This is a genomic window from Micromonospora sp. S-DT3-3-22 (genome assembly GCF_015354745.1).
Taxonomy (GTDB): Bacteria; Actinomycetota; Actinomycetes; order Mycobacteriales; family Micromonosporaceae; genus Micromonospora; species Micromonospora wenchangensis.
On sequence record NZ_JACGMO010000171.1, the window covers coordinates 1 to 11,692 of the forward strand.

The following is an 11,692-nucleotide window of genomic DNA, read 5'->3' on the forward strand; positions in this document are numbered from 1 at the left end:
CAGCATCGACCCGACCCAGCTGCTCGCCCTGGAGGTCTCCCACCGGGCGCTGGTCGACGCCGGCTACCCGTACGACGCACCCGGCGCGGACCACGCCCGGACCGGGGTGGTGTTCGGCCCGGATGCCGGCGGGGTGGCGAGCGCCCCGGGCAGCCGGGCCGCCACCGGCGTCGTGCCGGCCACGTCGGGGCCGGGCTGGTCGTCGCTCGACGTCGGCTCACCGTTCGACTACGCCCGGCAGGGCATCCTGTACGTCGCCGCGCACCTGCCCCGGCCCAGCGTCTCCGGGCTGCCCGAGGCGGCCGGCGAGGAGTTGCTGCGGCTGGTCGGCGCGCTCGGTGGCCGTACCCTCGGGTTGTTCTCCTCCCGGCGGGCCGCGCAGCAGGCGGCGGAGCTGCTGCGGGCGCGCACCGACCTGCCGGTGCTGCTCCAGGGCGAGGAGGCGCTGCCGCTGCTGGTGCGGCGGTTCCGCGACGACCGGTCGAGCTGCCTGTTCGGGGTGATGTCGCTCTGGCAGGGGGTGGACGTGCCGGGCGACTCGTGCCAGCTCGTGGTGATCGACCGGCTGCCCTTCCCGCGCCCCGACGAGCCGTTGGCGGCGGCCCGCGCGGCGGCGGTGGACGCGGGCGGCGGGTCCGGTTTCTCGGCGGTCAGTGTGCCGATCGCGGCGGTCCGGCTGGCGCAGGGGGTGGGCCGGTTGATCCGGGCCACCGGTGACCGGGGGGTGGTCGCGGTCCTCGATTCGCGGCTGGAGACGGCGCGCGGCTACGGGCCGTTCCTGCGCCGTTCGCTGCCCCCGTTCTGGTACACCACCCGGCCGGAGGTGGCCCGGGGCGCGCTGGAGCGCCTGGCCAAGGTCTGACCCCCACAGACGGCACGCCGCCCGCTCCCCGGCGGGGAACGGGCGGCGTGCCGGTTTGGTCAGGGGGCCTGGGAGGCGACCACCACGGCGTCCGGTGGGGTGTCGGGCACGCTGCGGGCGGCGAGCCGGCGTACGGCGGTGTTGAACACCGCGATCAGCGGCACCGCGACCAGCGCGCCGGTGATGCCGGCGAGCACCACCCCGGCGGCGATCCCGATGATCACCGCGAGCGGGTGGATGGCCACCGCCCGACCCATGATCAACGGCTGGAGCAGGTGGCCCTCGACCTGCTGCACGCCGATCACCACGCCCAGGATGATCAGCGCGGTCACCGGGCCGCTGTCGACCAGCGCCACCAGCACCGCCACCACCCCGGAGAGGAACGCGCCGACGATCGGGATGAACGCCCCCAGGAAGACCAGCGCGGCCAGTGGGAAGGCGAACGGGACGTCGAAGACGACCAGGAAGATGCCGATGCCCACCGCGTCGATGAACGCCACCAGCACGGTGGCCCGCACGTACGCGCCGAGCGTCGCCCAGGACGCCCGTCCGGCGTCGTCGACCTTCCACCGGGCGGCGACCGGCAGCAGGCGGACCAGGAACCGCCAGATCCGGCTGCCGTCGCGCAGGAAGAAGAAGGTGGCGAAGAGCACCAGCACCGCACCGGTGAGCACCTCGGCCAGCGTGGTGGCGGTGGCGAGCGCACCGCTGGTGAACTTCTCGGTGTTGCCGTTGATCCAGCCCTGTGCCTCTTCGATGTAGCGGTTGAGCTGGCTGTCCGACAGGTGCAGCGGGCCGGTCTTGAGCCAGTCCTGGATCTGCCGTACGCCCTGCGACGACTTCTCGCTCAGCTCCGGCACGCCCTGGATGAACTCGTTGACCACCAGGGTCAGCGTGCCGAACACCGCGACCAGGCCGCCGACCATCACCACGCCCGTCGCCAGCGAGCGGGGGAACCGGGCCCGCAGCAGCCAGCCCACCGCCGGGGCGAGCAGCGCGGAGAGCAGCAGCGCCACCGCCAGCGGGATGATCACGATGCTGATCGTCCCGACGATCCTCAGCAGCGCCCAGGTGACCACGCCGATCACGATCAGTCGCCACGACCACGCGGCGGCGATCCGCAGCGCGTGCGGCACGTCGGCGTCGTCGCGGCTGGAGGTGGAGTTGTGCATGGCCGCCGGCGGCTCGGCCCCGACCACCGTCGCCGACGGGGCCGCCGCCGGGCCGGGGGAAGCGGGTGTGGCCACTCCGGCCCCCTCCGGCGCGTCGGCCGGATCGGCGCGCCCCGCGCGGACCGACTCCCGTCCGGACTCGTAGGCGCGGCGGAGTCGGCCGCGTACCCGCTCGAAGCGGCTCAAGCGCACCTCCTGAGAAACGACACCGGGACGCCCACGGCGACGGCCCGGACAGGGTACGTCCGTACGCCCGCCACCGTAGGGCAGTTCCGCCACTCATTGCCCCGTGCCGCATCGGCTCAACCACCGGATCGACGCCACCGGGCCACACGGTAGCGTCTTGGCGTGACCGCCGACCCGAACCTCGACACCGGCCTGCCGATCCGCCTGCTGCACGACCGGGTGCTGGTCAGGCAGGACGGCAGCGAGGGCGAACGCCGCTCCACCGCAGGCATCGTCATCCCGGCCACCGCCGCCGTCGGCAAGCGGCTGGCCTGGGCCACCGCCGTGGGGGTGGGTCCGCACGTACGCGCCGTGGTGGCCGGCGACCGGGTGCTGTTCGACCCGGACGACCGCTCCGAGGTCGAACTGCACGGCCGGGGGTACGTGCTGCTGCGCGAGCGGGACGTGCACGCCGTCGCCGCCGAACGGGTGGAGAGCGAGTCCACCGGCAGCACCGGCCTCTACCTGTAGGTCCGGTCCCTCCCGGGGCCCTCGGGAGCCGTCCCGGGCGGCCTACCGGTTTGTCCCGCTTCCCGGCGGGAAGCCAGGCCCGTCACAGGTGCCCTGGGGAGGGACGATGCCGGTTCTCGTGAAGAAGGTGCTGCTCTGGGGCAGCGTCGCCTTCCTGATCTACTTCATGGCGTTCCGCCCGGACGGGGCGGCCCAGATGTTCAAGGGGATCGGGGCCGCCCTGATGGCGATGGCCCAGGGCCTCGGCGACTTCCTCACCAGCCTGATGACCTGACCCTGCCCGGGGCCGGGCCGGTCAGTACCGGCCGGGCGGCCAGGGGGCGGCCGGCCGGGGACCGTACCAGCCGGGCGGGCCGTAGCCGGCCGGGTAGGCCGGGGGCGGCGGCGGGGCCAGCACCACCGGGATCGGCACCACCGGCGAGTCCGGGGCGTCGACGACCCGCTGCGTGCCGTCGGGGAACCGCAGGTGGTAGCGCTGCCCGTCCCAGACCCCCACCGGCGTCTGCGGGTCCCGGCCGACGAAGAACGACCGGTACGCGGCGATCGTCTCCAGCAACTGCCGTTCCTCCCGCAGGGTGTTCTCCCGCTCCGCCGGCTTGCGGTCCAGGCCGCGCCGCATCCCGTCGCGCAGCAGCGCCAGCCGGGTCGCGGCGAACTGGTACCCGCGCATCGCGCGCAGCCCGGCGTCCCCGCCGACCCGCCGGGCCCAGGTCCGGGCGGCGTGCCGGCGGCCCAGGCTGCCCAGGGCGGCCACCTCGGGCGGGCTCAACCAGCCGGCCCGCACGTAGTCGGGCAGGGTCCGCTCGGTGAGCCGCCCCTCCCAGGCGCGCAGCCAGACCGCGAAACCGACCATGCCGAAGAAGATCGGCACCATCACCGCGACCATCCCGTAGAAGAAGATCACCGCCTGGCCGGTGGCCTGGACCAGCGTCGGGATCAGATTCCAGGTGCCGTGCAACATCATCGCCAGCAGCAGGCCGGCGACCGGGGCGAGCACCCGGACCCGCCGGTCGGCGGTGCGGGCGGCGATGCCCAGCCCCACCCCGGTCATCGAGGTGAACAGCGGGTGGGCGAAGCCGAAGAAGAGGATCCGCGAGATGAAGATGACGATGACGTTGCGTACGCCGGTGGCCGGCCCCCACTGGTCGACGCCCGAGGCGTACCCGAGGCCGCCCAGGTAGAGGATGTTCTCCACCATGGCGAACCCGACGGCGGACAGCCCGCAGTAGACCAGGCCGTCGGTGATCCCGGACCACTCCTTGCGCCGGAAGATCAGCAGCAGGATCGGGCCGAGCGCCTTGGTCAGCTCCTCGATGAACGGGGCCACCAGCACGCCGGTCAGCGACGACGACACCCCCCAGTCCTTGAACAGGGCGGCGAAGGTGTTGTTGACGGTCAGCGACGCGGCGGTCGAGACGAACGCGCCCCAGGCGAAGCAGAAGATCAGGTACTTCAGCGGTTCGGGTTCGTACCGGTCGAGCCAGAGGAAGCAGGCCACCAGGACGGGCACCGGCAGGATCGCCGCGGTCACCCCGACCAGCAGCGCGTCCAGACCCAGGTTGGAGCCGAGCGTGTAGAGCATGTAGACCGCGCAGGCCGCGATCAGCAGCACCACCCCGGCCAGCACCAGGACCCGCCGCCAGCCGAGCCGGCGCAGCGGCATCCGGGGCGCGGCGGCGTCCGGCGACGGGACGGCGGGCGCGGGCGGCGGCGGGTGCCCGCCGGGCGGGGTGTCGGCCATGTGGATCAGCGTAGTCATCCCCGGCCCGTTCGGCCGGGCTCTCCCGGTGCGGGACGGCACGGTCCACGGGCGGAGCGACCCGGGGCGGCGCGGCCGGGGTCAGCCCAGGGGCGGGGCGGTCGGGGGTTTCGGGGCGGCGTGCTGCTCCGCCGGACCGCCGCCCGGTTTGTCCTTGTCGCCGAACGCCTGCCGGATCAGCCGGTTGGCCTCCTCCTGCTCGATGCCCGAGGCGACCAGCAGGTCACTGGCGGTGGTACGCACCTGGGCGATCACCACGCTGCCGGAGAACCCGACCCCCTGGTCGTACGCCCGACCGGCCTCGCTGACCGCGCGCAGCGACCGTTCCCGGGCCCGTTCCGGCTCGTCCCCGACGGCGAACTCGTGCCGCAGCAGGCGGACCGACTCGGCCAGGTGGACCACCGCGTCCGGCATCGGCTCCGGCACCGGCTCGTCGTCCTCGATCATGGTTACCGACCGGCGGATCAGGGTGCCGCTGTTGCGCATCGCCCGGTCGATCGGGTCGGCCGCCTCGGCGTAGTGGGTCAGTTCGTTGCGCCGGTGCCAGCGGGCCGGGGAGAGCGTGCTGGTCTCCTTCGCCCCCTCGATGGCCTCGGTGAAGGTGGCGAGTTCCTCCTTGTTCTCGCGGAGCCGGTCCAGCGCCCGCTGGGCGGCGCCCCGGTCCCGGTCGCGCAGCGCCTGGGCGCAGACGTCGAGCTGGTCGGCGAGCAGGTCCAGCGCCGGCCGGGCCGCCCGGTTGATCACCCGGAGCGGGTTGAGCGGCAGCAGGATCGCGGTGACCAGCAGGGCGATGCCGCCGCCGACGAACGCGTCGACGAACCGGGGCAGCTCCAGATCCTCGGTGGACGGGCTCAGCGTGACGATCAGCACGGCGGTCGCGGCGGCCTGGATCACCACCGCGACGCTGGCCCCGAAGAAGGTGGTGAGCAGGATGGCCGCGGTCACCACCAACCCGAGCTGCCAGCCCCCGGTGCCCAGGAAGTAGATCAGCACGTCGCCGAGGAACACCCCGACCGCCACCCCGACGATCAACTCCACGGTCCGGCGCAGCCGCTGGCCGACCGAGGCGGCCAGGGTGCCGACCGCCGAGATCGGCGCGAAGACCGGTTGCGGGTTGCCCAGCAGGTGGTGCGACACGATCCAGGCCAGCGCGGCGGCCAGCCCGGCCTGCACGGCCAGGCCCGTCGCCAGGTGCACCTGGTGCAGCCGGTCGCGCAGGGTGGCCCGGCCCCGGTGGCGCAGGTAGGCCACCGCCTCGGCGATCCGCGCGGTGTCGACGTCGTCGCCGGCGTCACGCAGCCCGGCCCGATGCAGCAGCGACGGTCGTCGGTCCCGGGCCAGCGCCATGGCGGGGACTACCCACGCCACACCGGTTCATCCCTGCGGCACAATCGTCCGGGTGACCGAGCTGATCGACCGGTGGGTGGCGGCGGCGCTCACCGCCGGGGCCGTTGACGGGCCGGCGCTCACCGCCGCCGGGTCCGACCTGCTGGCCCGCTGGCGCGAGCCGCACCGGCGCTACCACACGGCGCACCACCTGCGGGCGGTGCTGGACCTGGTCGACCGGCACGCCGACCTGGCCGACCGGCCGGAACGGGTCGCGCTCGCCGCTTGGACGCACGACGCTGTCTACGACCCGCGCGCCGCCGCCGACGCCAACGAACGGGCCAGCGCCGAGCTGGCCGGCACGCTGCTCACCGGGCTGGGGGTGCCGGCCGCCACGGTGGCCGAGGTCCGCCGGCTGGTGCTGCTCACCGCCGGGCACCGCACCGCGCCCGGCGACCGCGACGGCGCGCTGCTCTGCGACGCCGACCTGGCCGTCCTGGCCACACCCCCCGAGGTGTACGACGGGTACGCCTCCGCGATCCGCGCCGAGTACGCGCACGTGCCCGAGGCGGACTTCCGTACCGGCCGGGCGCGGGTCCTCGACGGGCTGCTCGCCCTGCCGGCCCTGTTCCGGCTGCCCCCGCTGGCCGCCCGGTGGGAGGCACCGGCCCGCGCCAACCTCCGCCGCGAGCTGGCGTCCCTGCGCTGATCCGCCGCCCGGCCGTCGCCGGCGTCCCGGGGTGCGGGCCGGCCGGTGTCAGCGGTGGGTGAGGTCCCCGGGCAGGCTGAGGCGTCCGGGGCCGGCGGGTCCGACGTGCGCTGTGGGGCCGGCCGGGCGGTTGAGGTGTTTGGGGCGACGCAGGCCGGACGCGTGGAGCAGGCGGACGATCTCCCGGCTGGGCACCACCCGGGCACCGAGCCACACCGCCACGGCGAACCGGTCGGCGGGGATGTCGTAGTGGTCCCGGTCGAACCCGCGCCGGGGCACCCCCAGCGTCTCGGCGAACACGTGCAGCTCGGCCGGGGAGACGTCGCTGATCAGGTGCGACCAGAGCCGACCGCGCCACGGCCAGGCGGGCCGGTCCAGGTACAGCATGGCGGCCAATCTAGCCGCCGGTTAGCCTCGGCCGCATGGCTGGCTCCCCCCTCCTCGACGACCTGCGGGCGGCCCTCGGTGACGAGGCCGTCCTCACCGATCCGGACCTGCTCCGGCTGCACCGGCGCGACGAGGCGGACCTCTGCGCCGCCGGCACGCCGCTGGTGGTCGTCCGCCCCCGGGACACCGCCGGGGTGGTGGCGGCGGTCCGGGCGGCGGCCCGGCACGGCGTACCGGTGGTGCCGCAGGGGGCGCGGACCGGGCTGGCCGGCGCGGCGAACGCGGTGGACGGCGCGGTGGTGTTGAGCACCGTCGCGATGACCACGGTCCGGGAGATCGACCCGGTGGCCCGGATCGCCGTGGTGCAGCCGGGCGTGGTGAACGCCACACTGGCCGGGGCGGTCCGGGCGCACGGCCTGTACTACCCGCCCGACCCGGGTTCCTGGGAGTCCTCCACCATCGGCGGCAACGTCTCCACCAACGCCGGCGGCATGTGCTGCGTCAAGTACGGGGTGACCACCGAGTACGTCCTCGGGCTGGAGGTGGTGCTCGCCTCCGGCGAGGTGCTGCGCACCGGCCGGCGTACCGCCAAGGGCGTGGCCGGGTACGACCTGACCCGGCTCTTCGTCGGCGCGGAGGGCACCCTCGGTGTGATCACCGAGGTCACCGTGGCGCTGCGGCCCGCGCCGGAGGATTCGCTGACCATGGTGGCGGTCTTCGGCTCGACCGCCGAGGCGGGTACGGCGGTGGCCGGGATCGCCGCGCAGGGGCTCACCCCGAGCCTGCTGGAGCTGCTGGACCGCACGCACCTGCGGGCGATCGAGACGTACCGGCCGATGGGGTTGCGGACCGACGCCCAGGCGCTGCTGCTCGCCGCCGCCGACACCGGCCCCCGGGCGGCGGACGACCTGGCCCGGATCGCCGAGGTCTGCACGGCGGCGGGCGCGCAGGAGGTCTACGCGGCGACCGACGCGGTGGAGGCGGCGGCGCTGCTCCAGGCCCGCCGGCTGGCCCACCCGGCGATGGAACGGTTCGCCGCCGACACCTACCCGGACGGCAACGGTGGCCTGATCATCGACGACGTGGCGGTGCCCCGGGGGGCGCTCGCCACGCTGCTGGACGGGGTGGCCCGGATCGCCACCGAGTGCGGGGTGCCGATCGGGGTGGTCGGGCACGCCGGTGACGGCAACCTGCACCCGAACATCGTGGTGGACCGGGCCGACCCGGCGAGCCTGGAGCGGGGCCGGCGGGCCTTCGACGAGATCATCCGGCTCGGGCTGGAACTCGGGGGCACCTGCACCGGCGAGCACGGCGTCGGGCTGCTCAAGCGGGACTGGCTGGCCCGGGAGATCGGCCCGGTCGGCGTCCGGGTGCACCAGGCGATCAAGGCGGCGCTCGACCCGGCCGGGCTGTTCAACCCGGGCAAGGTGTTCTGAGCGGCCCCGGTCGGCTCAGCGGGTCGGTTCGGCCGGGGTGGCCTGGGTGAGCAGGAGCAGGATCTCGCCGGCCACCGCCGGTCGTTCCTCACCGGGGCAGTCCTGCGAGGTGATCAGGCCGGCCGTGGTGAGCAGGCTGGACGTCAACGCGTCGATGCAGCTCGCCCGGTACTGGCGGGCCTGGTCGGTCTCCTGGGCCAGCCGAGGGTCGGCCAGCAGCCGGTGCAACCGCTGCACCTGCTCGGGGTCCAGGGAACCGGTCGAGGTGACCCCGTCGCCGGCACAGTCGTCGCACTCCCACCGGCCGTCCGGCTCGACGGTCAGCGAGCGCAGTGGACCGTCCTCGCCGAGCTTCTGCATCAGGCTGACCCGGGTCGCCCCCGGGGCCGTCGGTCCGCCCCGGCCCTCCGCTGTGGACCTGCCCTCCCGGTCGACCATCGCGCAGCCGGTCAGGGTGACCGTCATGACGGCGGGGACGAGGAGCGCGCGTGACCACTGAGGGGGAACCACGCGCCGGAACCTATCCCACCCCGCTGCCGTCCGGAACCGGCCGACCGGCCCCGCACCGCCTGGTGGAACCGGCCCCGGGGGCCGGTCAGCGGGAGGACGTCGGCAGGTGCAGCGGGTCGTCCTCGACGCCGTCGACGCCCCGGTCGGCGGCGAACCCCCGGACGTCGGGGGCACCGAGGCGGGCCGCGTCGGCGGTCGCGTCGTCCGGCATGAGCTGCGACTCCCGCTCGGCCTCGACCCGGGCCCGGTAGTGCGCGATCTCCCGTTCCCGGGTGGCCGCGTCCCAGCCGAGCACCGCCCCCATCAGCTCCGCCGTGTGCCCGGCCGAGTCGAGGCCCCGGTGGGTCGTCTCGAAGGAGATCCGGGTACGCCGGGTCAGCACGTCCTCCAGGTGCAGCGCCCCCTCGGAGCGGGTGGCGTAGGTCACCTCGGCAGCCAGGTACTCGGGTGCGCCGGCCAGCGGTGAGGCGAGCAGCGGGTCGGCGGCGATCAGCGCCAGCACCTCCAGGGTGAGCGTGCCGTACCGCTCCAGCAGGTGTTCGACCACCCCGACGGGCACCCCGTGCCGGCGGGCCAGGTCGGCCCGGTCCCGCCACATCGAGGCGTACCCGTCGGCGCCGAGCAGCGGCAGGTCGGCGGTGCGCGAGGGGCGTACGCCGCCGAGCCGGTGGGCGGCCCGGTCGACGACGTCGGCGGCCATCACCCGGTAGGTCGTGTACTTGCCGCCGGCCACCAGCAGCAGCCCGAGCATCGGCTCGAAGACGGCGTGTTCCCGGGAGAGCTTGGAGGTGGAGTCGGCCTCGCCGGCGAGCAGCGGGCGCAGCCCGGCGTAGACGCCCTCGATGTCGGCGCTGGACAGCGGCCGGTCCAGCACCAGGTTGACCTGGTCGAGCAGGTACTGGATGTCGCGGGCGGAGGCGGCCGGGTGGGAGCGGTCGAGCCGCCAGTCGGTGTCGGTGGTGCCGATGATCCAGTGCCCGCCCCAGGGGATGACGAAGAGCACACTGGTCGCGGTGCGCACGATCAGCCCGGTCTCGCCGGTGATCGCCGAGCGGGGCACCACCAGGTGCACCCCCTTGGAGGCCCGGACCCGCACCCCGGGGCGCAGCCCGACGTCGTTGAGCATCCGGGACATGTCGTCGCTCCACACGCCGGTGGCGGCGATGACGGTACGGGCGCGTACCTCGAACTCGGCGTCGGGGGAGCCGGCGGGGGCCTCCAGGTCGCGGACCCGGACCCCGGTGACCTCCCGGGCCTGCCGCACCAGCCCGACGGCGCGGGCGCTGCTCACCACGGTCGCGCCGAGGCTGGCGGCGGTGCGGGCCAGGGTCACCACCAGCCGGGCGTCGTCGACCTGCCCGTCGTAGTAGCGGATGGCCCCGGCCAGCGCGTCGGCGCGCAGGCTGGGGAAGACCCGGCGGGCGCCCTCACGGGTGAGGTGCCGGTGCAGCGGCATCCCCCGGCCGGTGCCGAACAGCCCGGCGAAGGCGTCGTAGGCGGCGACCCCGGCCCCGTAGTAGGAGCGGCGGAACAGCCGGGCCGGCAGGTCGCGCAGCCCCCGCCCGGCAGGGAGCGGGATCAGGAACGGGACCGGCCGGACCAGGTGCGGGGCGAGCCGGGTGGCGAGCAGACCCCGCTCGGTCAGCGCCTCGTGGACCAGGTGGAACTCCAGCTGTTCCAGGTAGCGCAGGCCGCCGTGGATCAGCTTGCTGGACCGGCTGGAGGTGCCGGCGGCGAAGTCACGGGCCTCGACCAGGGCGACCTTGAGCCCCCGCGAGGCGGCGTCGAGCGCGGCACCGGCCCCGGTCGCCCCACCTCCGATGACCAGCACGTCGAACCGCTCGGCCCGGAGCCGGCGCAGATCCGCGGCGCGGCGCTGCGGGGAGAGTTGACCGGCGGCGGATCGGGTCACATTGGGGTCACGCACCCGTCCACCGTAACCCGCCCGGTCCCGCCCGCAGCAGGCCCGGAACCGGCCAGATTCCCCACGGCCCGGCCGGTCACCATGCGTGACCATGACCGCTGAGGCGATGACTACTTAACGTCACCAAGCTCGTGGCTGCCTCATTGCCCACCACACCCCTCCCGCCGGCAGCAGAACGACTGGAGCAGCCATTCCTCCTCGACCCCAACCGACCCCCCTCTCCCACCGCCGGACCCTTTGCTCTGCTGCTCTGCACGCGACAGTCACCCTTGGTGTGCGGTGCCGCGAGAGCAGCAGAGCAAAGGATCCGCGAGAGGAGGTAGACACCTTCCGCAAGGACTACTCTCCGTGAGCATGATCGGGCGATCGGAACAGCGGGACACGCTGCCTGGCGACGCGCCGCGCGGCAGTGGCTCCCGGGCCAGGTCGTAGCAGCACGGACGCGTCGTACTGTTTCCGGATGCTGGCCGACACACCCCCTCCACCGGGCTACGGCTTCCCGCCGAGCGCCGCCGCCCGTCCGTCGAGCCCGTGGCCGGTGGTGGCCGCCGCCCTCGCCGGTGGCTGGACGGTCACCCTCGCCGTGCTGCTCCAGGCGGTCGGCTGGTCGGTCGAGCAGTTGCAGGTGGCCGCGGGCTGGGACCGGCAGGTATGGCTCTGGCCGGCGCTCAGCCTGGCCACCGCCCTGCTGGTCGGCCTGCCCGCGCTGCTGCTGGCCCTGCTCCCCCGCTCGCCCCGGGTACGGGTCACCGGCCGTGCCTGGCTCGCCGCCGCGCTCGCCCTGGTCGCCCTCGGGTCGCTGCGGGCGCTGCCGCAGGTCCATCACGAGGCGTACCTGGCCGCGCTGGCCGCGACGGCGACGCTGCTCGCGCTGCTGGCCGCCCGCCTGCCCGCCCCGGCCCAGCCGGCCG

Annotated in this window: 10 protein-coding genes and 2 pseudogenes; 6 read left to right on the top strand and 6 right to left on the bottom strand. The window is 74.8% G+C overall.

The genetic code is table 11. The features are described from left to right. Window positions 1-862 (top strand): ATP-dependent DNA helicase (locus H1A17_RS31335; RefSeq protein ID WP_305070380.1); only part of this gene is annotated, 862 nt, incomplete at its 5' end. Between the two features lie 59 nt (window positions 863-921). Here H1A17_RS31335 and H1A17_RS31340 read toward each other — a convergent pair. Continuing rightward, complete coding sequence (locus H1A17_RS31340) at window positions 922-2,226, bottom strand: AI-2E family transporter (RefSeq protein ID WP_370516940.1); 1,305 nt, start codon at window positions 2,224-2,226, stop codon at window positions 922-924. Window positions 2,227-2,382: 156 nt separating this feature from the next. Between H1A17_RS31340 and H1A17_RS31345 the strand changes: the two genes are divergently transcribed. Then, complete coding sequence (locus H1A17_RS31345; protein WP_088643178.1) at window positions 2,383-2,730, top strand: co-chaperone GroES; 348 nt, start codon at window positions 2,383-2,385, stop codon at window positions 2,728-2,730. A gap of 106 nt (window positions 2,731-2,836) precedes the next feature. After that, window positions 2,837-3,004, top strand: a complete 168-nt coding sequence (locus H1A17_RS31350; protein ID WP_168222570.1) for a hypothetical protein — start codon at window positions 2,837-2,839, stop codon at window positions 3,002-3,004. Window positions 3,005-3,025: 21 nt separating this feature from the next. On the opposite strand, the pseudogene H1A17_RS31355 reads toward H1A17_RS31350, so the two are convergent. Continuing rightward, window positions 3,026-4,538 (bottom strand): annotated as a pseudogene (locus tag H1A17_RS31355) (PrsW family intramembrane metalloprotease). 32 nt (window positions 4,539-4,570) lie between these two features. Beyond that, entirely contained in the window at window positions 4,571-5,830 is a 1,260-nt protein-coding gene (locus H1A17_RS31360; protein ID WP_370517099.1) for an aromatic acid exporter family protein, read from the bottom strand. A 58-nt stretch (window positions 5,831-5,888) separates the two neighbouring features. On the opposite strand from H1A17_RS31360, the gene H1A17_RS31365 reads away from it, so the two are divergent. After that, a complete protein-coding gene (locus tag H1A17_RS31365; protein ID WP_194823576.1) occupies window positions 5,889-6,524 on the top strand; it encodes a metal-dependent phosphohydrolase in 636 nt (211 codons plus the stop codon). Window positions 6,525-6,572: 48 nt separating this feature from the next. On the opposite strand, the gene H1A17_RS31370 is transcribed toward H1A17_RS31365, so the two are convergent. Next, entirely contained in the window at window positions 6,573-6,911 is a 339-nt protein-coding gene (locus tag H1A17_RS31370; protein ID WP_145922000.1) for a DUF4031 domain-containing protein, read from the bottom strand. Between the two features lie 35 nt (window positions 6,912-6,946). Between H1A17_RS31370 and H1A17_RS31375 the strand changes: the two genes are divergently transcribed. After that, window positions 6,947-8,347, top strand: coding sequence for an FAD-binding oxidoreductase (locus H1A17_RS31375; RefSeq protein ID WP_194823577.1), 1,401 nt, complete (start codon window positions 6,947-6,949; stop codon window positions 8,345-8,347). A gap of 15 nt (window positions 8,348-8,362) precedes the next feature. Here H1A17_RS31375 and H1A17_RS31380 read toward each other — a convergent pair whose 3' ends face one another. Together H1A17_RS31380 and H1A17_RS31385 are read right to left on the bottom strand one after the other, a co-directional pair. After that, entirely contained in the window at window positions 8,363-8,857 is a 495-nt protein-coding gene (locus tag H1A17_RS31380) for a hypothetical protein (RefSeq protein WP_309236911.1), read from the bottom strand. Between the two features lie 85 nt (window positions 8,858-8,942). Beyond that, window positions 8,943-10,784, bottom strand: coding sequence for a glycerol-3-phosphate dehydrogenase/oxidase (locus H1A17_RS31385; protein WP_370516941.1), 1,842 nt, complete (start codon window positions 10,782-10,784; stop codon window positions 8,943-8,945). A gap of 457 nt (window positions 10,785-11,241) precedes the next feature. Between H1A17_RS31385 and H1A17_RS31390 the strand changes: the two are divergent. Next, window positions 11,242-11,692 (top strand): annotated as a pseudogene (locus tag H1A17_RS31390) (peptidase S8); the annotation flags it as partial.